The following is a 21,783-nucleotide window of genomic DNA, read 5'->3' on the forward strand; positions in this document are numbered from 1 at the left end:
ATACAGCCTTGCTGCCGGAAAAACCACAGGATGTGCCGGACCCGAGACCGGCACGCGTCGAGTGCTAATTATTGTGAATACCGGCGATATCTTCAACCTCATGCAGCAACTCATGGAGCGCAAAAGGCTTGACGAGGCAGGCGCGGGCGCCCCGTTTAAGGGCGGACTCAACCGTGCGCGGGTGGTTGTCGGCAGTCACCACGATGACGGGGATGCCGGGACGAATATTCTGAATCTCCGTAAGCATGTTGGGTCCAGGCACATCTTTCAGTTCAAAATCCAGCAGGACCACGTCAAACAGGGCTGCTGCCACGGCCTGCATGGCGCGTACCGCATCCTGAGCGGCAATCACGGAGAAACCCCGGTTGCGCAAGGTCTCTTTGAGCACCTCACGCGTGGTTTCATTCTCGTCGATCAGGAGCAGCGAAGGCATGGGCGGGGCCTCGGGGTCTTCGAAGGGTGTTTCCCGAGCGCGCTTCACTTCCGGAGCGGGTTTGGGCGGTTCAGGCGCGGGGGAAGGCGGCTTCTGCCTTTGGGGCGCTGCGTCTTCCTGGCCGGACGGTGTTTCACGGCGAGCCGTGCTTTCCTTGCGGTCCGATATCATCACGGGCGCTGGTGCGGCCGGCGCCCCGGCGCCTTCCCTTTCTACGGGCAGCGTAATCTCGAAGGCAGCTCCCGCGCCAACCACAGGCGCCAGACGCAGCTCTCCGCCATGCTTGCGCACAATAGCCCGGCACACCGCCAAGCCCAGGCCCGTTCCCGGCACGTCCTCTCTCAAGCTGACAAAGGGCTCGAAGATCGCCTCCGCGTATTTTTTCGGAATGCCCGGTCCGGTATCCTCGACCCGGATATATATGCTTTTTCTATCTTGGCCTGCTGCCGTCTCAATCCTCAGTTGCCCGCCGGTCTGCGACATGGCCATCTCGGCATTCACGATGAGATTCAGAATGGCGTGCTCGAGTTGGTGCTTATCGGCGTTCACCCTGGGCAAACCGTCCTCGTAATCTTCGACGACAGTGATTCCCTTGGCGGCCAGGCGGTCGGAGAGGGTCGACATCACTTTGTGGAGAATGTAGTTGACAACCGTCGGGGCAGCCGTGGGCGTGCCGGGCCGTGCAAAGGCCATCAGGTCGCTCACGAGCTTACCCAGCGCGCGGTCTTGTTCGAGGATGGCTTCCGCGGCCCGATTCTCTTCCGGCGTATGAGTACGCCGAAGCAACAGGTGGGCCTGATTCGCGATGACGTTGAGGGGCCGCTGGAGAGCATGTGAAACGCCTACGGCGAACTCCGTCATGCCGTCAGCTTGAGCGCCGGGTCCGGAGGAAGCGGTGCGCGCGATTGCCTCGGCGAGTTCCTCACTCAACTCCCGGAGTTCGTCGTATGCGTGATGCCGTGCAATCACAGCTCCGCAGGCCCCCGCGAAAGCCATCAGTTTGAACTTATCCCACGAATAGTCCTCGAGCTTCTCAACGGGTGTCTCGAACATGACTTGGCCGTGGGTGACCCCGTCGGCCACCAGGGGAAGCATGAGAATCCCGTCTTTCAACTCGGGTTCAAACCTCTCCGCGCCTCGCCATCCGTTTTCCCCCATGCCGATGCCCAATTGGTCGAGGGCTTCGAGGGCGAGGATTTCCACCTCGTCCAACTCCTCCTCGGTGGTGGGGGACATAGGAATGCGGAAGCTCTGCGGAGGCGAATCTGGCAGGTCCCACGTCATTCCAGTCAGGTAGCGGTTTCTCTCGTCGAAGGCGCAACACATGCCGGGAGCCGCTTCCAGACACTCTCGGACCGCGGCGGCAATGAGCCCGAGTACTTCGTTAAACGTCTGCGACGGCCGAAGGCTGGTATTGAGCCGGCTGAGCGTCTGCAGCCATTTGATTTCTTTCTTGAGGGACGCGTTCTCCGCGTTCGCGTCCGTTTGCGTGAACGTGAAACTGGCTGCGGCTTTTGAGCGTTCTTCCACGGGCGCCGGCCCGCCGCCCGTGTCCGATTCCAAGATTGCAAGGCGCTGTTCCACGGCAACGCATGTTTGTTGGTGGAGGGATTCGATGCTTGCGTAATCCAATCCCAGACGCACGGCACGAGCGCGGACCTCTTTATGAAATACCACGGTAGGTTCCGGAACACCGCCGAGAATCCAATGGCTCATGGCATTAGCGAACCCCACCACGGACACCAAAGAGATGAGGCCGCGGTTTCCAAGAAGGGTGCCTGGCGGAAGGTGATGAAACCATATGGCCTGGCTTACCTGCCTGGGGAGGGCCCATCGTTCCGCAAGCCATTTCCCTGCCAATGCATGGTCCGCGTCGAACTCGTTCTTCTCGCGGGGCTCCATGTTGGCGGCGTCGCTGCTCTCAAGAAACGCGCAATAGTCCTCGGGCATAACCGTGACCATGGCAAGCCGGCCGATGTCGTGAAGCAGGCCTGCAACATACGCTTCGTCCGCCGGGACGATGCCGGTGTACGACGCGGTCTTTGCGGCGCACGTTGCGCATGTCAACGCATGACGGAGATGGTGCTCGATATGCGACTGATAGGGCTGGAGCGGCAGGCTGGCTGAGGTTGCGCCGAGAACTGCCCGGCGAAGCCCTTCGATGCCTGCCTTCCGTACCGCGTCCCGAAGGAGAACCGTCTCGGATGCGGCCGCGGACGCCGGCGTGTTAGCCATGCGCAATACGCAGCACGCGAGGGCAGGGTCCATCCCCGCAAGGGCTCCGGCGGTTTCGATATCAGGTCGAGAGCTGAAAAGAACTGACAAGGCCCGGCCCGCGGCCTTCATCGTGGTTGGCAGATGATCGATACCGGCAATCATCTGTTTGAGTTCCGGCTTGCTCACGCAACGAGTACCCCCGCGCAAAGCATAGCACGAACGGGTTGCGGAGGCGAATCTCATGATCGGCCGCACGGAAGACAAGCATGGGGAAAGATGGCGCGCCGTCTCCCGTACCCAAGCTCAAGGGGAATAACCCCCGTGAACTATTCCCCGGTCATCTGCGGGGTCCGCATACGGCGAACAACGAGACCGGCAAGCCCCAGCAAGAAGCCAATGCACAGGCAGAATATGCCCCCCAGGTATATCCCTACCGCCAATTGCCCGACGCGCATGCTCCAGCCTGCCGCAACGCAGCAAATGCCGATGACGCCGAGAGTGATGCCGGTAACCATATAATCAACGCGGCCATGACTGGAAGGGGCCGGTACGGGCAAGGCATCGCTCCCGGCGCCGCCGGGTTCGGTGAGTAGGCCGGGGTGGCGGTCCAACTCCTTTAGAACCGCTATCCGAACTTGGTAATCGACCCATGAATGCAGCAAATAGCGCAACGCGCCGGTGAGAAGCAAAGCCACCAGGCCAACAGGAATCACGATAGTGAGGAGGTCTGCCATTCTCTGTCCTTTCTCAACCATTTGGACGGGCTCAGCAACGGCCCGGTTTCACAGTCTTTCATAAGCTCTTGAAAAGTCGTTCACTTAGTTATCAGGTGACCTCGCCAAGTTAAGGAAACTGTGGAGCTGGGTCGCCAAACGCCCGTTCGGCTGACAGCAGAAGGATACCGAAACCCGTGACATATCCCGATCGCCTGTCATGGCAAGTGCCTGATATAACGTGAGATTCGCTCCCTCGCGGGAAAAACCTCGGGAATATTCGGTTAGCACCTGAATTGATTGGACTTGGCATTCTCTAGCAGTGAGAAGGACGGCGCGAGGCGAAACCGTACGGTCAGGCACGGCGTCTAAACGGATGTGATGAAAACGTACATCAAAAGTATCCTCTTGGCGGGCATTATCGCGGCGGTTATCGTGTTTTTCACGGTTCATGCCGTGGCCCCGACCCTTCCCCGGGTGGTGGGCCGGCCGGCCATCAAAGAAACGCGCAGTTTTTCGTGGCCGGGCTCACAGCGCTTCGAACTGGTCAATCGTGACGGCGAGGTGCGGGTATGGCCCCATTCAGCCAAAGAGGCCGCCGTGACCGCCACAGTCCGAATCTATGCTGTCGAGAGGGACGGCGGGGCGGTTGCCCGGACATATGCCGATTCCCTATTCGCCGTGACAGCCGAGAAAGACCGGATCAGGATTGTCAGCGAACCGGGCGAAAGGCCTGACCTGATCGATATGCGCGTGGATTACGATGTGTATGTGCCGTTTGGTACGGACCTTGACGTGGTCAGCGCGAATGGCAATGTCCTCGTTGCGGTCGGATGCGGCCAGGTAGACGTGCAGGGCCGCAACGCCGACATCTACATCAAGAAACCGGGCGGCATGGTGACGGCCAAGACCACCAACGGGCGCATCAACGTCATGGACGCGCCGGAAGGCGCGCTTCTGGAGACGGTAAACGGGAATATCTACGCCTACATGCAGGGCGGTGCGATCAGCGCTGATACAACCAATGGCGCAATCGTTGCGCATGTGCCTGACGAGAACGTGAATCGCGCTGAATTGAACAGCATGAACGGGGGGATTACATTGGTAATGGATGAACGGTGTTCCGCGATTGTAGACGCCCGAACCATGCACGGCGGAATACGTTCGGACTTTGCGATTGATACGTCCTCGGGAGTGCAGCGCCGGCACCACCTTCGCGGAGAGATTGGTTCGGGACGCGCCCTGCTCAACATGCAGACGCTTAATGGCAATATCTGGCTTGCGAGGGGACGGTGATGGCGATAGCGACAGCCACAGCAGGATATTTGCGGGGCATGGAATCCATCCGCGCGAGAGAACTGTCTGACGAAGCGCTCGTTGAACGCACGCAAGCGGGCGAGGTCGAGGCGTTTTCAGAACTCGCCCGGCGCCACGAACAGACGGTCTACAATCTTGCCCTTCGGTTCATGCGAAACCATTCGCTCGCCGAAGATATGGCTCAAGAAGCCTTCCTGAACGCGTTCCGGAAAATTCGCAAGTTTCGCGGAGACGCACGGTTTTCAACATGGCTTTACCGGATCGTCTGCAATACCTGTCTGAGCGAGCTGCAGAAGAGAAAGCGGCGCGGCGAGCTGTCGGCAACCATGGAGGTCGGGCTTCCGGAAACGCCGGACAGGGCCGCGATTCATGCCGACGAAGCCGAACTCATCCGCCGGTGCGTGGCCCAGCTGCCCAAACGGTACGCCCAGGCAATCACCCTCTATTATTTGAAAGACTGCTCGTACGACGAGGCTGCCGAGATCATGGAAGTTCCCCAAGGCACCTTGAAAACATGGATGCACCGTGCGCGCAGGCATCTGCGGGATATCGTGGGGAAGGAACTGAGGGAAGACCATGAGACTTGAGGATGATGCCCGGGATTCGCTTGACCAGCGAATCGATGCCGCGTTGCGGTCAGAAGCGTCCGTCTGTGTTCCGGACGGCTTTCATGCCCGCCTGAAGCGCCATCTTTGCATCGCGCGCATGCTGGAGCGTGAGCGCCGCGCGTTTCGTGTTCGGATGGTTCGTGTCGCCGGAATGACCGCTTTGGTTGTGGCAGTAGCCATTCTTGTCGGCAGTTATCTGGATGTTTCGCACGATTTTCTTTGGGATGCCCCGGGTTTTTGGGGACGCCTTGACTATCTGGCTGCGGCTGCGAACCGGATATGGTTGATGTCGGAAAGCCCCGCCCTATCGCTTTCTCTGACGGCCGTAGTGGCCACCCTGTCCATCTCGGGGGCGTTCGTAGGGTTTTTCCGGGAGCCCCGGCGTCCCTAATCTTCCCCCTCGCCGCCGGAAACTACATAAGTTACTTTTGGAAAAAGACTTATGAATAGCCCTGGAGTTTCGGGCCAAGGCTTTCCAAAGGGCAAGACTTCTGCTATAATCTCGCTCCGCTATATGGAGAACAGTCCCGAAACGTTTCAAATCAACGAGGTTTTCAGAAAATGCCGGTTAAGTACGAATGTCCAAAATGTGGCCGGCGCTTCACGGAATGGGGCGCCGAAAAGGTCGGATTCAAATGCCCCAAAGACCAATGGTGTACGAAAGAGCATCCTGATGATGTGGAGCTTGTGCGTGTCGGGTCTTCGGACGAAGGACTTTCGCGCCGGCCCACTTTGAAGCGGACGCCCCGGAAGATTGCGCAACCCAAGCAACCGGTCATAGAATTTGATGAAGACGAGGCGCTGGTTCCGGACGTGGAAGAACTCGAAGCGGAAGAGGAATTCGAAGAAGAGGAAGAAGAAGAACTCGTAATAGAAACCGAGGACGAGGAGACGGTAGCGGCACCGGAAGAAGAAGCTGGCGCCATTGAAGAATTGCCCGATGAAGAGGAAGCGGAAGCGGAAGAGAATGTCGCCGATCTCGGGGACAGTGAAATTTCGGATGAGGAGGAGATGGTCTAGAACCCGAGAGTAGTTTTCCCTGGAACAAAACAAGCGCCCCGGCGGCCCTTCCTCTTATGAGATATTGGGGCGCCGGGGTGATTCATTGTGTGGCGTAAACGGACGTGTGCGCTTACTGTTGCCCTTGCCGGGGACTCTCGCCGGCTGCTTCGCCGCTCGCGTCTTTCTGTTCCTTGCGCATCTTTTCCGCCGCCTCTTTCGTGGTTACTAGCATGCGGTCGGGTTTGTAAACGATATCCAACCGTCGCATTTCGGGTTGTTTGAGCAAGTAGTCGTGGAAGAACTGGACCAGGTTGACCGTGGCGCCATCCTTGACGGTCACGTCGACTTTCAAATCTTCCGTCTTAGCCATTTGCCGGAGAGGCGTGTCGGCCACAATCTGGACATGTGTGGCCAGGCTAAGGGCTTTGAGGACCTCGAAGAGGCTTTTGCCCGACAACCCCGGCACCTGTTGCGTGATGTCTTTTCGCAGTTTCCCCACGAGTTGCGCAGGGACCTTTACGCCCGGCAGGACCTCGATATTGCCGTCTGCATCCCGTGTCATGCCTTCAGGAAGCGTTGACTCCGCCGTAGAGGGTGGCGCAGCCGGTTCGCCGCTGCTTGTATCCTGTATATTGAGCCCGAGGGGATCGTAGTCGTCCCATTCAATGTCGGAAACGACCGTTCGGGGAAGCGCCATGGGTGCCGCGCCCTTTACAATCTCTATCTCGTAATCGGTAGGCGTGCGGCGCAGCACCTGGACGTTCTCGATCCGGCGTCCATCCTTGAGGATTACCGTATCGCCCGCGTGCTGTTCAACTGGCTCGCTGTACATTCTGAAGTCGTCTTCTTTGGTGGCAGCGGCCTTGTTGCTTTCGCTTTCTTCGGCAGAGCTGGTGTCGCCGCCGGCATCCGTCGTGATAACGGGTTGGTCGCCGCCGCTTTCCCGGTCCGTGTCCGCTGCCTGCGCCATTCCGGCAGCTGCGGCAAGCATCATCACAGAAGCGAGCAAAAGAACATATCGCATGGTCAGGGACCCCTTTCTGCAAAAAGCAACCCGCGATTTCATCGTTCGACATATTCATTCGTCTCTGCTGCCATTCTAGGTAGGGGGGGGCTGTAAGTCAAGAACAGGAATCCGCCGAAACCGTCTCACACGGAGCCGCGGAGAACGCACGGGAACAAGAAGGATACCGGCAGGGCGATGCAGGCCTCATAGCTCTTTTCCAGTTGTTTTCCGAGGCTGTGCAGCTCCCATTCCGCATATCTTCGATTGCGCGGGGGACGAAGAATGAGCGCGGACCTGCCTGTTCGCGGTGATCTTATGTGCGGGTAACAAAACCCGCCCCCCCGTTGCCGGACCGCTCTTTGGTGTGCGACCGGTGCCCTTGATAGTGTCGAATGGGCAATTGTGTGATAAGGGTGTCAGGAAGATGTAGTGCACGGTGCCAAATGTTATAATCGCCTCCTGGGAATGCAAGGGAGGAGAATTTCATGGCTCGTATTCTGGTTGCCGATGACGATTCCGCCTCATACGAAGTCCTCTCCGTCACACTCGTAGCCGAGGGTCACGAGGTCTTCTATGCCGCCAATGGCCAGGAAGCGCTGGAAATCGCTGTAAAGGTCCAGCCGGACCTCGTCTTCCTGGACGTCATGATGCCCGTTTTTGACGGATATGAAACCTGCGAGCAAATGCGCAACAATCCCGACATCCCGGGCAATCTCCCCATCATCTTCCTCACGTCTACGGATGAGAATCAGCGTAAGATGAAAGAGGTTGGAGCCTCGGACTATCTCACCAAGCGTCACATGGTCGCGGACCTCCAAGACATGCTTATAAAGCATCTCGGGCCTAAGGCGTTTGCGGATTGAGGCATTTCGGGGTGGGGACTGGCTGATTCCCAACATGCCGCTGCGAGAACGTGGCGCAACGCTCGCGGTGAAGCAGCTTACTTGTTCGTGCCGGCCTTTGTCGCGGCACGGCCGATGGCGATTCTCAATTCCTGCAACATGCTTCGAACGTCATCAAGTCTGCTGGGACTGAGGGAATCGGTATAGTCCTCCCACCGGCAGAGCATCATGGTTTCGGGCCCAAGGAGAGCTGTGTCCACGCCGATATTCATCGCGGCGCGAATGTACTCGAAATCCTCAAGGCCGTCACGCAGGCGGTGCAGGCGAATCGACGGCGTCACTGTCTGTTTCCCGGGATAAACGAGGAATTGCTCGCCGGTGCCCGCGGCGGGCCAGGTTCGCGGGGTCTCCGTTCTTGGTTGCCCCCACCCCTTAGGCCATTGGTTGAGCGGCTGGCCGAAAAAGCCGTCCAGCTCGTGTCCCCAACATAGCCACGGAGCAAGACGTGCCTCGACCGGATGCGCATCAACGTGAAACGACGGAAACGGAGCCGTGGTCTGCTCGAACCACACCTGCGCACCTGCCGAAAGGTACTCGATACTCGTCGGATCAGGCGCCCGGCCCAGTTCCACTTCAGTGACGCTGACCGGCAGGTTGTTCGCGGTTTGGGTGAACGAAATCCGTATTCCGATGAAGCGCCTTTCCCTGTCGAAAGCGCCCTCTGACCAGCTCTGCTCGAACCGTCTGGAGGAACCATGATGTTTCCACGTGACCCGCGCAGGAACCCAAAGGCTTCCGTCCGGGGACACTTCGATTAGCGGGTCCACGGCTTCATGACCGGCGCGCCAGCCGATACGGACTGTTTTTGTGGCCGTTGGCTCGCGCAAGCGCAGTTCAAGCCATTCTGGGGCAGTTTTGGTGGGTATATTGGCCGACGTCCATGCCGTATAAAGACTTGCATCGCATGCGTCCATTGCGGTCGATGCATACGGCATGTCTTGCGTGGGGATACGGGCACTCGAGGATGCCTTGACGGTTTCTAGAGGGTAAGGCAGCTCCGCCCACAGGGCCATCCCGTTTCTAAGTCTTTGTATTGCAATGGGATCGAAAAACCGAAGCGGGATCACCCAGATTCGGGCAAGTTCCTGGATCTCCGGATGTGGGACGCATTCCAGAAGGCGTGGAATTGTCGGCGCATTCTCTGCAAATGCGGCGTAGCGTGCCTCGAGTTCCGGCCAATGCGAGCGCGGGAGAGGGGGCATCGGCTCGGCATAGACGCGCCGGGCCCATGCCTGACCAGCTACCGTTTCCGCAATGGCTTGAAGGGTGGCGGCGGACTCAGCGCCCGTAGTCCGGTTCGCCAAGGTCTCCCCCATTCCCAGGCAGACGGCGGACATACGGGCGGCATCTGCAACATACAGAAGATGTTGGAGATAAAGCTCTTTCCCCTCTGGCGAATCCGGATACGGAAGGGCGCTGTTGTAGGCGATACGCCAAGGGTTCAGAGCATTGTAAAGAGGTTCCCATTCCTCGAGAGTATCGCCCGAGATACCGCAAAATGAGCGGATGGCGCCCGGAGCGAGGTGCATCGCCGCAGTGACGCTCGGGGTGGCCGGGATTTCAAAGTCGAATACTTCCACCGTTACGCCAATATAGCGCTTGGCCCGGCCGCCCAGATGGACGGCGACCCGTCCTTCATAAAGTCCTCCCGGGCACTCGGGCGGCACGTAGTAGGTCACCCACAGCGCCCCCGTTGTTTCTTGTTCGAGTGCGAAGGGCTCGAAGGCCGACAGCGGGTCCGGACGCGCGGTCTGTTCCCCATAAGCGCGCGAGGACCGGGACGTTACGGAGAGGTAATCCACTCGCCGAATCTCGGGAGGCCCGATTGTCTTCGACAGGGCTTCAGGGGCGGCGTCGAGATTGTCGATGGCGCGTCGCGACGAACGTACGCAGATCTGGAACGACTCGTACTCGCCTTTTGCGGCATAGAGCCGGGCATGGGGTTCCGCTCCCGGCGGCGGCATGCTGTCGGGATAGACGTTTTCGAGACTCGACGCCGTCCAGATGCGGGTGGCGGAAACCATGGCGCACAGGAGGCCTATGGGGAGACTGTACACTTGCACCGACCTCTTGCAGGAGCGGGCCCTCGTCCTGGATACAGACGTTTTACTCGCCGCGGAGGTTGACGTATGCCCGCACGCTGCCTAGCATGTTGCCTGGAATTGAGGGGTATTTTCCAGGAAGGACCAAAGACCATGGGCAAGGTTAGAGTTGGGTTTGCAGGCGTCGGGTTTATGGGGCAGGTGGCGCATCTGCGCAATTATGTGCGGAATCCCGAATGCGAGGTGGTTGCGCTCGCGGAACCCCGACCGGAACTGGCGCGGCGGGTGGCTGCCAAATACGGCATCGAGAAGGTGTACCGGAACCACCACGAACTGGCCGAAGACCCGGACGTGGAAGCCGTGGTCGCCAGCCAGCCCCATCTCATGAACGGCTATATCGCCCTGCCGCTGCTGAAAGCGGGCAAGCATGTTTTCGTCGAGAAACCCGTGGCAGGGAGCGTCGCCGAGGCCGAGGACATGGTCGCGGCAGCCGCTGGCCCGGGCGTAATGCTCATGGCCGGATTCATGAAACGCTACGATCGGGGCGTGAACCTGGCCAAAGAACGCCTGGACGCGGCCTACGCGAGCCGCCTGTTCGGCGCAACACAGTTGGTGAACGCGTGGTGCATGGGCGGCGACTGGTTGCGCAACGTCGAGCGGCCGATCATGACGGGCGAGCTGGTGCCTCCGCAGCCGGGATTCGCGCCCCGCAACCCGGACTGGATGTCTCCCCCGCAGCAGGCCACGTTCAACACCTATATGAACATATTCGCCCACAACCTCAACCTCGTGCGATACCTCTTCCCAGGCAAGCTCACGGTGCGGAGCGCGCTCTTGCGCGAAGGGATGCTGAATCAGAGCACGCAGCTCGAAAGCGGCGGGGTGCTGGTGAATCTTTACGGCGTGAGCGTACAGTCCGAGTGGTGGCTCGAAAAGACGGAGGTGTTCTTCGAACGCGGGTGGGTGCGGGTCGACACCCCCTCCCCCATGTCTGAGCAGGACGCCGCGCGCGTCGAGGTTTACAACGGCCAGACCCGCACGACCGAAATCCTCAACGGCGAACCCTGTTGGGCGTTTCGCGCGCAGGCTGAGCATTTCATCGACTGTATCAAGAACAGGAAAGCGCCTTGCTCGAACGGCGAGGATTGTCTTGAAGACATGCGCCTCATGGAAGACGTCTTCAGAAAGGCCCAATGGGTGTAGCGGTCACGTCCGCGCGCCGGTTCACGGAGCGCGAGCACCATGCTGACGGCATCTCGAAGAATGCCCGGCTGTGCTGCGGCCTCTGGGTCATTGTGACTTGGCGGTACGCTGGTCCCAGCGTTTTTTGAGGTCGGGGTCGAGTGGTTCGCGGTTGAAGCCGTAGGCCTTCTCGAATTGGACCATGAGGGCCTCCACTTCTTCCGCGGACATATCCGGATTCTTCATGATCCGCGCGGCTGTGGCCATGTTGACCGCCCAATAATCCTCGGGCAGCCAGCTCCGGTAGAAGATACACACGGGGTCGAGGGAAAGGATTCGTTTTGCGACCGGTAGAAACTCCCATGGATTCAGCACGTCTTTCGCGTCGAACCCGAGAATCGCCCCGCTCTTGACGTAGAAACCTATATTGGCGCGGTCTTTTCGCAGGCGTTCGCAAATCTCAGGCGGCGGGGCGGGCCAATCGGCCCAGACGACCGTGAGGCGCTGGTCCACGCGGCGGTTGAGTTCGATGATGCGCTCGTTGTCCGTGTACGGGGCCTGACCGAAACGCGGCATAAGGTATTCGCAGTTGAGCCAGAGACCGGGGTACTTTTCGAGCAGGGCGTCCGCAGCGAACGTGAGGTGGAACAGAGGCCACTCGATGGGTTTGTTGTCGTAGGGCTTTTCGTCCGCGCTGTTGAATCGCTTCTGGCACTCGGCACAGTGGCACGTGACATAGTCCACGTCGGCGGTCTCGAAATTGAAGCCGTCCACGCCGGTTTCAGCGGTGCGCAGAAGCATGCGTTCAAGTTCGGCCAGGGCCGTATCCTGGGACGGACAAAACACGCTTTTCAGGCTGTCCTTTCCTCTATCCGTGGTTTGCCAAGCCTCGGGAATGGTGATGCGGTGTCCGGGCTCCATTTGGACGATATGCTGGCCCTCGTGATAGCCGTTCAGTCCGAATCCGTGAATGACTTTCACTCCGCGTTCGTGCGCATAGGCAACCACGTCGCGGCAGACCTGGTTATCCTCTTTCCATCCGTCCAATCCCCAGATGACGACCCCATCGACTTTCTGGCCTGCGGCAAAATCGATGAACCGGGGCCACGCGTCGCCGATATTGCGAAACCAGAGCCAGTAATAGTGCCCGTTTCGCGGGATCTCGCCCGCGCTTGACGGCACGCACGCATAAGCCGCCAACAAAGCCGTCACAATAAGTAATGTCGTTTTCTTCATACTCCATTCACATCGTGGGCTTCGTCGAGCATGGCCAGATAATTCTCGAAGGGCACATAGCTCGGGATCGAGTTGCCCGAGCCGATGGCGTAGCGGCCGCGCGCCCCGCAGGTCTCGATGAGGAAGCGCGTGTGAGCGCGGACCTCGGCCGGTGTGCCCGCCGCAAGCCGGTTGATGTCGACACCGCCCAACACGGCTATCTTACTGCCATAACATTCCTGGAACGCTTCGGCGGGCATGATCGCGTCCTCGAACGAATGTTTGCCGTCAATGCCCACGTCGTCAATAAGAGCGTCGATAATGGTGGCAAGATTGCCGCAGGAGTGCAGAAAATAAGGCGATCCGGCGTCATGGGTGCGCCGCGCCAGGCGTTTATGCCAGGGCAAGGCGTAGCGTTTCATGTCGTCCGGAGCGATGAGCGTTCCGGTGCGGAATCCCATATCGTCGCCTTGCAGGATGGCGCAGAGGTTTTCGAGCCCGAAAAGGCGTTCGTAGTACTCTTCGAGCAACGTTCCCACCTTGTCGAAGACCGCGGCGACGAGGTCCGGCTGTTCGTACGAGGCGATGCAAAGCCCTTCGATGGACATGATCTGCGAGACGTGCTCGAAAACTCCGGCTGCGTGGCAGGTCACGAACCCCATCCCGTCGGGCAGGTTTGCGCACACGTATTCGAGGGGAAAGAAGTCCACATTTTCGGGAGACGGCCAATCGTAGCGCTCGAAATCTTCCCACGAGGCGATGGCGCCCTCGTGCTGGTTGTTCCAGGCGCGCTGATGGTCGGATACAGACACGACGTCGTCGTGAAGGATACGCCTCTCAGCGAAGGGCAGGCCGATTTCCAGGCGGACGATGTCGTAGCCCATTCGGTGCCAGAACGCGATGAAGTTGTCGAGATAGGCCTTCATGGAAGCGCGGTCGGAGGGTTCTCCAACCCATTCCCGGCCGAGCAGATTGGTCACGACAGGTTTGAGGACAGTGGTGTCCACGATGTACTCGATGAGCGGGGGCGGTCCCTGACGCCTCCCCATCAGAATATCGACGAATCGCTGGGCATCAGGCCGCGGATTTCGAAGTGGCAGGTGTTTCAGCGTGTGCGTGCTCATTTCGGCAGTTTCACTCGAGGGGCCGCACCGCCCAATTAATAAACTCGGCCGTGCCGTTCAGAGTCTGAAAGCCGATGCCGCCGATTCGCGTGTTGTTGGTATCCGACACGTAATAATCGTCGGTTTTGAGCAGGACGTTCCCGGCCGGATCAGAGACCCGGACACTCACGCGGTCGGTCACGACAATGCCTTCGACGAGATACGACGTCCCGCCCGTCCATACGAAGTCGGGCTTTTCATAAAGGACGCGTCCCGATAGGGTGCGTAGCAGAAGGCCTTTTTCGAGACGTATCTCGAAGCCCTCCTTCATGTCCGGCGAGACCTGAAAGAGGAGGCTGACCGCCTGTGCGTCTTGTTGCGGCGTGATCGTGGCGCTGTAAACGCCCTTCGCGCCGGTCACGGCTTTGTTGACGGCGGCTGCGAGGCCCTCTCGTGCGTTTTGGAGGATAGCCTCGTTGTGCCATGTCCACACGCCGCCGCTGACAACCCATTCGGAACCGAGCATCGAGGCTGCGGGGCCTTCGACGGTGGCGGCCGCCTCGCTCACACGGGTCGCGTCGGAAAAGTCCCAGAACCGGCCCTTGCCGATGTATGTCATGAGGCCTAAATTGCCCGTAAGCCCCTTTTCCTTTTCCAACAGGTCTAATTGGGGGCTTTCGACGACGAGTGTGCCATCGGCTTTCATGAGTTTGCCGGAGACTTTGCCGTCCTTGACCGTGCCTTCGAGGATGTACTCGGTATCGTAATGCCATTGTTCCTGGGGTCCGCACCACAACTGGCCGTCCGGAATGCGGTACAGCATCAGCGAACCAGCGCCATGGTTGCCCCCGAGCCAGATACTGAAACCAGTTTGAATTTGCGGATCGGTCCGGAGAATGAGGCCGCCGCCCCCCGCGCCTTTCTCGAGCAGGATACGGCACCGCCATGTGCCTTCGCTGCCGCCCAGGTTGGCGTTGACAACTGACGAACGGAACACGTCCGCCCCTTGACGGAGGATTTTCTTCTCGGGGGTCATCCACTTCCACTCGCCAGGGCCGATGATGGTCCACTCGGTGTCATCGCTGGTGACCAGACGGAGTTTGCTGGGCGAGTCGGCGACGATGGGCGACAGCGGCGATACCGCTGGTTCCCAACGGTAGAACCGCGCGATCCCGTGAGCATAGAGACCGCACGCCCGCATGGTGTCCGGAGCGCAGCCCGGCGCATCAATCCAGTCGCTTTGCGCTTCCAGTGTCGCTCCGTCCCAACGGAACACTTCCACGCGCACGCGCCCCGATTCGGCAACGCCCTCCAGCACGTACGGCGTATAGTAGGTCCAGGGCGCGTATTTGTCTTCCCAGAGAAGCGTGCCTGAGGCGTCGTGAAGCTGTACGCCCCCGAGGCCAGGATTGCCTCCGAGCGTTAGACGGTATCCGCTGGCGAGGTCCGGCGTTGCAGCGAACCAAATCCCCGCGGAATCGACTGTCGGGGCCGGCTCGACGAAGCAGCGCCAGACGATTGCGGCGGTTCCCGGGATAGTCTGCACGGCCGATGCGGCGACCCCGGGACTTCCCTGCCACATCACCGCGGGGGTGCCGGGCAAGACCTGCCACGCGCCCTCCCCCGCTGTTTGCCACGCGTCCGCCGGTGTGTCCGCGCCCGCCAAGGCCGCGGAAGCAATCCAAGTCAACGCAGTTGCCGCGAAATGCATCGGAATTCCTCCTGCATCGTTGTTACGCAAGGTCGAAACTGGGGATTTCGAGTTGTTCGCCGTCTTTGAACGACGATTGTTGGGCGACAATTCCGGGAACGGTCAGCGCCAGCGCCTCGTAAAGGTCGACTTCGGGCTCGCGGTCCTCGACGAGGGCCATAACGAACTCGTTGGTGAGGAACGGGTGCGAGCTGCCATGGCCGCTGTCGTAGCGCATCTTCTCGGGCAGCATGTGCCAGTAATCGGGCAAGGTGTTTATCGACCGGTCAGGCAACTGGAGCACGAAGGGCTGGCCGCCGGAGCCCGGCATATACATCGCGGCGTTGGTGCCAAGCCATTGTGCGCGTTCGCCGTGGGCGTGAATGTCCCAACAGACGTTGCACCGGAAAGGATGGCCCTCATCCGTCAAGAACATGGCCATGGCGTTGACATAGGGGTTGTTGTAGGCATTGTCCTGAAACCCGGGGTCGTCCGGCTTCTTTGTCCCGATACACGAGACCTTGACCAGGCGCTCGTGGGTGACGCTGACGAGGAAGGAGGTGCTGTGAGTAGGGTAGGACATGGGCGGGAGCCCCCAGCGCCAGGTCCGCTTGCCGTCGCGCATCGAGAGGTCGTTGTTCGCCCACCCTATGCCCGGGTGATAGTACTCGGCTTCGCAATAGACCAGTTCGCCGAAGAGGCCGTCCTGGTGCAGTCGCCGCGCGGTGATGGTTTCCCAGCGGTAATGGCTGGTTTCCGCCATCATGTACTTGAGTCCGGTTCGCTCCTTCACCTCCTTCATGCGGGCGGCTTCCTCGAGGGTGCAGCAGGCCGGAACCGCGCTAATCACGTGTTTGCCGTGTTCCATGCAGTCGATGACGTGCCGTGCGTGGTTGGGGGCCTCGGTGAAGACCGCCACGGCGTCGATGGCCGGATCGAGAATGAGTTCTTCTAGCGATTCGTAGGCCTTCTCGCAGGCGTACTTGCTCTGCAGGCGTTCACGGCGCTCCGGGATGAGATCGCTGACGGCCTCGACGATGCAATTCGGGTGTTCATGCCAGTGAAAGGAGACGCCGAACCCCCCTCCCACGACCCCGATTCGGATCTTCTTCTCGGAGGTCTGCTGCCAGGCCGGTCCCGACGCGAGGACGTCAGAAGACGCGCCTGCCAGGACGATGCCGGAGGCCCCGGCCGCAGTCGTCCGCATGAACCCGCGCCGTGAAAGTCTTGAGGTTTCTGGTGATTCGTGCTTCTTCATTCGGATTTCTCCTGATGGTTCGTGTTTTCACGCGGGGGCGAGTCCAGGCGGGTCAAAGCTCGGGATGGCCAACTGTTCGCCGTCTTTGAAACAGGATTCGTGAGCCACAATTCCCGGGACCGTGAACGCGAGCGCTTCGTAGAGGTTGACGAAGGGTTCGCGGTCCTCGACCAATGCCATAACGAACTCGTTGGTAATGAACGGATGCGAGCTTCCGTGGCCCGTGTCGTACCGCATGGCCTCGGGCACCATGTGCCAGTAGTCCGGCAGGCCGTTATAGGCGCGGTCGGGCAATTGGAGCACGAACGGCTGTCCGCCTGACCCCGGCATATACATGGCGCCCTTGGTGCCGAACCACTGGGCGCGCTCGCCATGGGCCTTAATGTCCCAGGCCACGTTGCAGCGGAAAGGATGGCCTTGGCCGGTAAGAAACATGGCCATGCCGTTCGTGAAGGGGTTGTTGTAGGCGTTGTCGCGGAGGGCGGCGTCTTTCTCGGTGTCGCCCCAGCCGATGCACGATACTTTCACCAGCCGCTCGCCCGTGACGCCCACCAGAAAAGCGGTGCTGTGGGTCGGATAGAGCATCGGCGGATACGCGTAGCGCCACGTACGCTGACCGTTGTAGAACCAGAGGGCATCGCGGCTGGCCTTGTCCATCGGGTGGTAATACTCGCCCTCGGTGTACACGAGTTCGCCGATGAGGCCGTCCTTGACCAGCCTCCGGGCGGTAATGGTCTCCCACCGGTAGCTGCTGGTCTCGGCCATCATATACTTGAGGCCGGTACGCTCCTTGACTTCTTTCATACGCGCGGCGTCTTCCAGCCTACAGCAGGTGGGCACCGCGCTGATCACATGTTTGCCGTGTTCCATGCAGTCGATCACGTGCCGGGCATGGTTCGGCGCTTCCGTGAAGACCGCGACAGCGTCGATCGCCGGGTCCAGGATGAGTTTCTCGAGCGACTCATAGGCTTTCTGGCACTTGTACTTGCCCTGGAGCTGCGACAGGCGGTCCGGTCTGAGGTCGCTGACGGCTTCCACGATGCAATTGGGGTGTTCGTGCCAGTGAAACGACTGGCCAAACCCGCCCCCGACGACGCCGATGCGTATCTTCTTGTCCGAGCGTTGTTCCCAGGCCGGGGGAGCCGCGAAAGGCTCCTCAAGCGCTTCCACGGCCGCCGACATGGCCAGCGAAGCCGTAGCGCCAGCGAGAAACCCGCGCCGGGAAATGAAAAAGGGGCGGGATGGGCGGTTTGTGTCGATGTGATCGTGCATCAGAGAACCCCCTGGGCGCGCGAAGCGCGTTCTGCGTTCATGCTCAAAGCGAAGATTAAACCACAGAACCGAACAGCGTGCAAGAAGGCCTTGTAGGGAATCACCGCAGAATTGCAGGGACTGGGGAGGGCGAAGACTTGGCATCTTCCCGAGTCCCTCATGTTTGAATCTTCTTGTTGAGTGGCGTTGATCCCGAGTGCGTGTATGGTGCTTTCAACGTCCCAATTGCGGCGGAAGACGCAATTCGATAGAGAGTCATTGCGCAAGATCGCGGGTTCCGCGAGAGGCGTGAGCGGTAGTCGTTCAGAAATACGTTTGCATGAACTTGTGGGAGAGGACGGCAACGGCAGGCATCGCGGGGAAGGCGTCTTTGTAGCGCACGAACTCGACATGGCCGTCGGTGTAGATGACCTCGGCGCCCATTCCGCCGTTGCTCGACTCTGACATGTCCGAACTGAAGAAGCTCCATGCGAGCACAACAGTCTCTTTCTCGGATAAAAGGTCGATAGGACGGAGCTCAAAGTTATTTCCTTCGGGGTCCGTGGCAATCAGGTTGCCGTCGCCGTCGTATACCAGCGGGTCCGTAGCGGTGGGTTCAAGCAAGGTGTTGTAGTATGCGCGGAACTCGGCTTCACTCTCGACGACATACCGCAGCTCGGTCACGATCATGTCGTCTCTGCTCACCTTGATTTCATGGCGGAAGGCTTCGATGCATTCGTCGCGGTCCGGTGTGCTGGTCAAGGTGGTTCCCGCGTTCGCGCCGTCGGCCACCTTGCCGATATGGTACTGGCGAAGGCCTTCTTTCTCAGCAGTTTGCATGGCTTTCTGTTTCGCCTTGCTGAGCACGGGGAGGTAGAGCGCCATCAGAATGCCGATGATCGCGACACAAATCATCAGTTCAAGAAGACTGAATCCCTTGCTACGCCGCATGACCCGCTCCCGTCAGCCTTAATCAGCGCACTTACACTAACAAATCGAACACTCGAAGTCATCCTTTCAAGCGGGTATCACGTGGACCCAGACCTTGCGCGTGCGGGGCCCGTCAAACTCGCAGAAGTACAGGGACTGCCATGTGCCGAATGCAAGATGTCCGCCCCGAACGGGGATCGTCTGGCTGAACCCCATCATGCTCGCCTTGACGTGGGCCGCGGCGTTGCCTTCGGCGTGAGCGTAACCGGCGTTCCACGGGACCGCGCGTTCCAAGGCGTGGATCATGTCGGCCACCACGTCGGGGTCGGCGTTTTCATTGATGGTGATGCCAGCGGTAGTGTGCGGCACAAAGACGAAACAGATGCCGTCCTGAATTCCGGTCTCCCCGATGGCCTCCTTGATCTTTTGGTCGATGTTCAAGAATTGGGTGTGGTTCACGGTGCGGACAGAGATCTCTTTCATCTTAGAACTCCATTTGTTCGAGGTTGCGCAGCCCGAGCCGCATGGGGATAAACGTGGCGGCCGCCGTCAGGACCGCCGTGAACCCCACCACGCCGGCAAATGTCCACCAGTACGGCATGGACGCGCCGGGCCCGACCAGTCGTTTCCATTGGAGCATGAAGGTCTGGCCCGCGACAACCGCGGCGATGTACCCGATGCTCAACAGGAAATTGAGCGTGCCGCCCATGCCGGAGACGATGCGGGCGGGGTTGTCCTCGTTGAAGTTGGGATACAGGCTTCCGAGGCCTACCGACATGCCCGCCAAACCCAGATTCACCAGGGCGATGCTGTAAAGCGACAGGAAAGACGCCAGCGGTTCCATGCGCAGGATGATGCACGACAGGGTGACAATCGCCATGGAAAAGGTGGCCGTGGTCGCGACGCAGAGCCAGTATTTCTGCCAGATCAACTGACGAAACGTCAGAGGAGCGAGGCCGAGCAGCCAAAACCGTTGTCCCTCGAGGCTTACCAGCGGGTACACAAACCGGCTGGTGAGCGTTGCGGTGATGAGCGAGCACGCGCCGAGGTTCAGGCTGACAATGAAGGTGCGGTAGGCTTCGGCGTCCAGCATGGCCGAACGGTTGCGGAGGTTGGCTATGTAGACGGCCATAATCCCGAAGAAGATCAGGAATTGCGACCACTGGGTAGGGTCGCGCCAGAAAAGTTTGATGTCCTTCACTATGAGAACGCGGGCAGGATTGGGCAGGGCCGCGAGGAGCTTGTCCGTCTTTCCCAGCAGGCCTTTGTCGAGGGGTTTGACCCGTTGGCGGTCGAGCCCTTTCAAGGCAGACCACCCGGGAAAGAAGACCCGGGCGGCGAGCTGCATGGCAACCCATGAGAAGAAGAGGGCGTTGGCCAAAAGCAGCATCAGGTCGAAGATGCTTTCCGTGTAGCGGCCCGCGGCGGCCGTGAGAATTCCGTGCGCGGCCCAGTGACTGGGCAGAAACGGCGACTGGGTCTTGGTGGTGGCGTCGAATACAAGGGAGAGCATGCCCTGGGACGCATCCTGGCCCGCCATGAGCTTTCCGCGAAGGTAGAAGAACACGGCCAGAACGGCGCATCCTCCAATCGCGACAAAGACCCATTTCTTGAACATGGGAAATACGCGCACCAGCAGCATGGTGGCCATCGAGCCCAGGGCCGCTGGAATAGTGACGAAAGGGACGAATACCAGCGCGGCAGCTAGGTACAACATCGGTGACGCGCCCGTGACGAGGCCATAGGCCAGGATCAGCGGGGAACCCAGATAGGCCGAGGCCCAGGAGCTGAAGGATACGCATTCGACGAAACGCGCGATGAACAGCGATTGGACAGGCAGCGGGCTCTGCATCAGGTAGGCCATGTCCCTGGTCCGGTAGAAGGTCGAAAAAGCGATGAGGACGTTGGAGAACGTCAACATAAGAAACAATGCGAGCATCAAGACGGACAGCAGGCTGCCCATCAGCAGTTTTCCCAGATTCAGGCCCGCGCCGGAGGGGTCCAACCCAAAGTTCTGGAGCCATCGGAGGCCCACGCAGAATGCAATCAATGCGCCTATCCATAGGAGAGATGCCGCAACCGAGACCACTCCGACCTTCAACCTGGATTGGTGGCGTACGGACGCGATGGTATGTGCGGCCACGCGCAGTTTGACCCAGATGGCGGCCCCGAACGGCGTCATGAGACCGCCTCGCCGTTCGTGAGTTCGAGGAATACGTCTTCGAGCGAACCCGGATTGCGGCTCAAGGCCTTGATCTCGCTCAGCGAGCCCGTGTGGAGGAGCCTTCCATTGTGGATGATGCCGATGCGGTCCGCGGTCTCCTCGATCACACTGAGCGAGTGGGTGGACATGAAGATGGTCACGCCGTCGCGGGTTTTCTCGCGCAGGAAGTTCTTGACGAAACGGATATTCTTGGGGTCCAGCCCCACCCAGGGCTCGTCCACGACCACGACCTTCGGGTCGTGCAGGAAACAAGAGGCGAACGAAAGCTTCTGCCGCATGCCGTGGCTGTAGTCCTCGATGAGTTGATCCCCTACATCGCGGATTTCGAACAAATCGAGGAGTTCGCCGGTGCGGATGGACGCGATTTCCTCGGGCACCTGGTAGAGGCCTGCCACAAAACGCATGAACTCGCGGCCGGTAAGTTTCTCGTACAGGAAGGGCATGTCGGGGATGTACCCCAGCAATTGCTTTGCCGCGACGTGTTCCCTCTGGATGTCGTGGCCGCCGATAACGGCTTCGCCGGAGGTAGGTTTGAGCAGGCCCGTAAGGAGTTTGATGGTCGTGGTTTTTCCGGCGCCGTTGGGACCAAGAAAGCAGAAGAACTCCCCTGCTTCTATCCTCAGGTTCAGACGGTCCACCGCCGTCTTTGTGCCGAAGCGTTTCGACAAGTCCTTCGTTTCAATCATCTCG

19 protein-coding genes are annotated in these 21,783 nt (G+C 59.8%); 6 read left to right on the forward strand and 13 right to left on the reverse strand.

Annotation, left to right across the window (positions count from 1 at the left end):
* Positions 1-64: 64 nt before the first annotated feature.
* Complete coding sequence (locus tag PLJ71_09715; GenBank protein ID HQM48956.1) at positions 65-2,836, reverse strand: HDOD domain-containing protein; 2,772 nt, start codon at positions 2,834-2,836, stop codon at positions 65-67.
* Between the two features lie 140 nt (positions 2,837-2,976).
* Positions 2,977-3,384, reverse strand: coding sequence for a hypothetical protein (locus tag PLJ71_09720; protein ID HQM48957.1), 408 nt, complete (start codon positions 3,382-3,384; stop codon positions 2,977-2,979).
* A gap of 360 nt (positions 3,385-3,744) precedes the next feature.
* On the opposite strand from PLJ71_09720, the gene PLJ71_09725 reads away from it, so the two are divergent.
* From PLJ71_09725 to PLJ71_09740, 4 genes are all read left to right on the forward strand, one after another.
* Positions 3,745-4,659, forward strand: a complete 915-nt coding sequence (locus tag PLJ71_09725; GenBank protein ID HQM48958.1) for a hypothetical protein — start codon at positions 3,745-3,747, stop codon at positions 4,657-4,659.
* Positions 4,659-5,267, forward strand: a complete 609-nt coding sequence (locus PLJ71_09730) for a sigma-70 family RNA polymerase sigma factor (GenBank protein HQM48959.1) — start codon at positions 4,659-4,661, stop codon at positions 5,265-5,267. The genes PLJ71_09725 and PLJ71_09730 overlap by 1 nt, the downstream gene beginning before the upstream one ends.
* Positions 5,257-5,679, forward strand: coding sequence for a hypothetical protein (locus PLJ71_09735; protein HQM48960.1), 423 nt, complete (start codon positions 5,257-5,259; stop codon positions 5,677-5,679). Before PLJ71_09730 ends, PLJ71_09735 begins: the two co-directional genes overlap by 11 nt.
* 170 nt (positions 5,680-5,849) lie before the next feature.
* Complete coding sequence (locus PLJ71_09740; GenBank protein HQM48961.1) at positions 5,850-6,308, forward strand: hypothetical protein; 459 nt, start codon at positions 5,850-5,852, stop codon at positions 6,306-6,308.
* 112 nt (positions 6,309-6,420) lie between these two features.
* On the opposite strand, the gene PLJ71_09745 is transcribed toward PLJ71_09740, so the two are convergent.
* Positions 6,421-7,314, reverse strand: coding sequence for a hypothetical protein (locus PLJ71_09745; GenBank protein HQM48962.1), 894 nt, complete (start codon positions 7,312-7,314; stop codon positions 6,421-6,423).
* A gap of 467 nt (positions 7,315-7,781) precedes the next feature.
* Here PLJ71_09745 and PLJ71_09750 point away from each other — a divergent pair, with 467 nt between their 5' ends.
* Positions 7,782-8,159 carry a response regulator gene (locus tag PLJ71_09750; protein ID HQM48963.1) on the forward strand — a complete coding sequence of 126 codons (378 nt, stop codon included), beginning with the start codon at positions 7,782-7,784 and terminating at the stop codon, positions 8,157-8,159.
* Positions 8,160-8,236: 77 nt separating this feature from the next.
* Here the strand turns inward: PLJ71_09750 and PLJ71_09755 are convergent, their stop codons facing one another.
* Positions 8,237-10,255 (reverse strand): DUF4091 domain-containing protein, encoded by a 2,019-nt coding sequence (locus tag PLJ71_09755; GenBank protein ID HQM48964.1) that lies wholly within the window; start codon positions 10,253-10,255, stop codon positions 8,237-8,239.
* A 138-nt stretch (positions 10,256-10,393) separates the two neighbouring features.
* Here PLJ71_09755 and PLJ71_09760 point away from each other — a divergent pair, with 138 nt between their 5' ends.
* Positions 10,394-11,443, forward strand: coding sequence for a Gfo/Idh/MocA family oxidoreductase (locus PLJ71_09760; GenBank protein ID HQM48965.1), 1,050 nt, complete (start codon positions 10,394-10,396; stop codon positions 11,441-11,443).
* An 87-nt stretch (positions 11,444-11,530) separates the two neighbouring features.
* On the opposite strand, the gene PLJ71_09765 is transcribed toward PLJ71_09760, so the two are convergent.
* The 9 genes from PLJ71_09765 to PLJ71_09805 all read right to left on the reverse strand — a co-directional run bounded on the left by PLJ71_09765 (position 11,531) and on the right by PLJ71_09805 (position 21,779).
* Positions 11,531-12,658, reverse strand: a complete 1,128-nt coding sequence (locus PLJ71_09765; GenBank protein ID HQM48966.1) for a hypothetical protein — start codon at positions 12,656-12,658, stop codon at positions 11,531-11,533.
* Positions 12,655-13,761, reverse strand: a complete 1,107-nt coding sequence (locus PLJ71_09770; GenBank protein ID HQM48967.1) for a uroporphyrinogen decarboxylase family protein — start codon at positions 13,759-13,761, stop codon at positions 12,655-12,657. The genes PLJ71_09765 and PLJ71_09770 overlap by 4 nt, the downstream gene beginning before the upstream one ends.
* Positions 13,762-13,771: 10 nt before the next feature.
* Positions 13,772-15,451 (reverse strand): hypothetical protein, encoded by a 1,680-nt coding sequence (locus PLJ71_09775; GenBank protein HQM48968.1) that lies wholly within the window; start codon positions 15,449-15,451, stop codon positions 13,772-13,774.
* 22 nt (positions 15,452-15,473) lie between these two features.
* Positions 15,474-16,688: a Gfo/Idh/MocA family oxidoreductase gene (locus PLJ71_09780; GenBank protein HQM48969.1), complete on the reverse strand. Its 1,215-nt coding sequence runs from the start codon at positions 16,686-16,688 to the stop codon at positions 15,474-15,476.
* A 27-nt stretch (positions 16,689-16,715) separates the two neighbouring features.
* Entirely contained in the window at positions 16,716-17,960 is a 1,245-nt protein-coding gene (locus PLJ71_09785; protein HQM48970.1) for a Gfo/Idh/MocA family oxidoreductase, read from the reverse strand.
* 303 nt (positions 17,961-18,263) lie between these two features.
* Positions 18,264-18,890: a type II secretion system protein gene (locus tag PLJ71_09790; GenBank protein HQM48971.1), complete on the reverse strand. Its 627-nt coding sequence runs from the start codon at positions 18,888-18,890 to the stop codon at positions 18,264-18,266.
* A 66-nt stretch (positions 18,891-18,956) separates the two neighbouring features.
* A complete protein-coding gene (locus PLJ71_09795; GenBank protein ID HQM48972.1) occupies positions 18,957-19,352 on the reverse strand; it encodes a secondary thiamine-phosphate synthase enzyme YjbQ in 396 nt (131 codons plus the stop codon).
* A gap of 1 nt (position 19,353) precedes the next feature.
* Entirely contained in the window at positions 19,354-21,051 is a 1,698-nt protein-coding gene (locus PLJ71_09800) for a hypothetical protein (protein HQM48973.1), read from the reverse strand.
* Positions 21,048-21,779, reverse strand: a complete 732-nt coding sequence (locus tag PLJ71_09805; protein ID HQM48974.1) for an ABC transporter ATP-binding protein — start codon at positions 21,777-21,779, stop codon at positions 21,048-21,050. The genes PLJ71_09800 and PLJ71_09805 overlap by 4 nt, the downstream gene beginning before the upstream one ends.
* Positions 21,780-21,783 lie beyond the last annotated feature (4 nt).

Source organism: Candidatus Hydrogenedentota bacterium, assembly GCA_035416745.1.
Taxonomy (GTDB): Bacteria; Hydrogenedentota; Hydrogenedentia; order Hydrogenedentales; family SLHB01; genus UBA2224.

Excerpts from the sequence above, each read along its gene's own strand:
- PLJ71_09765 (HQM48966.1), bottom strand. The coding sequence starts at position 12,658 with ATGAAGAAAACGACATTACTTATTGTGACGGCTTTGTTGGCGGCTTAT.
- PLJ71_09770 (HQM48967.1), bottom strand. The coding sequence starts at position 13,761 with ATGAGCACGCACACGCTGAAACACCTGCCACTTCGAAATCCGCGGCCT.
- PLJ71_09775 (HQM48968.1), bottom strand. The coding sequence starts at position 15,451 with ATGCATTTCGCGGCAACTGCGTTGACTTGGATTGCTTCCGCGGCCTTG.
- PLJ71_09730 (HQM48959.1), top strand. The coding sequence starts at position 4,659 with ATGGCGATAGCGACAGCCACAGCAGGATATTTGCGGGGCATGGAATCC.
- PLJ71_09745 (HQM48962.1), bottom strand. The coding sequence starts at position 7,314 with ATGCGATATGTTCTTTTGCTCGCTTCTGTGATGATGCTTGCCGCAGCT.
- PLJ71_09790 (HQM48971.1), bottom strand. The coding sequence starts at position 18,890 with ATGCGGCGTAGCAAGGGATTCAGTCTTCTTGAACTGATGATTTGTGTC.
- PLJ71_09720 (HQM48957.1), bottom strand. The coding sequence starts at position 3,384 with ATGGCAGACCTCCTCACTATCGTGATTCCTGTTGGCCTGGTGGCTTTG.
- PLJ71_09780 (HQM48969.1), bottom strand. The coding sequence starts at position 16,688 with ATGAAGAAGCACGAATCACCAGAAACCTCAAGACTTTCACGGCGCGGG.
- PLJ71_09750 (HQM48963.1), top strand. The coding sequence starts at position 7,782 with ATGGCTCGTATTCTGGTTGCCGATGACGATTCCGCCTCATACGAAGTC.
- PLJ71_09760 (HQM48965.1), top strand. The coding sequence starts at position 10,394 with ATGGGCAAGGTTAGAGTTGGGTTTGCAGGCGTCGGGTTTATGGGGCAG.
- PLJ71_09735 (HQM48960.1), top strand. The coding sequence starts at position 5,257 with ATGAGACTTGAGGATGATGCCCGGGATTCGCTTGACCAGCGAATCGAT.
- PLJ71_09800 (HQM48973.1), bottom strand. The coding sequence starts at position 21,051 with ATGACGCCGTTCGGGGCCGCCATCTGGGTCAAACTGCGCGTGGCCGCA.
- PLJ71_09725 (HQM48958.1), top strand. The coding sequence starts at position 3,745 with ATGAAAACGTACATCAAAAGTATCCTCTTGGCGGGCATTATCGCGGCG.
- PLJ71_09740 (HQM48961.1), top strand. The coding sequence starts at position 5,850 with ATGCCGGTTAAGTACGAATGTCCAAAATGTGGCCGGCGCTTCACGGAA.
- PLJ71_09795 (HQM48972.1), bottom strand. The coding sequence starts at position 19,352 with ATGAAAGAGATCTCTGTCCGCACCGTGAACCACACCCAATTCTTGAAC.
- PLJ71_09805 (HQM48974.1), bottom strand. The coding sequence starts at position 21,779 with ATGATTGAAACGAAGGACTTGTCGAAACGCTTCGGCACAAAGACGGCG.
- PLJ71_09785 (HQM48970.1), bottom strand. The coding sequence starts at position 17,960 with ATGCACGATCACATCGACACAAACCGCCCATCCCGCCCCTTTTTCATT.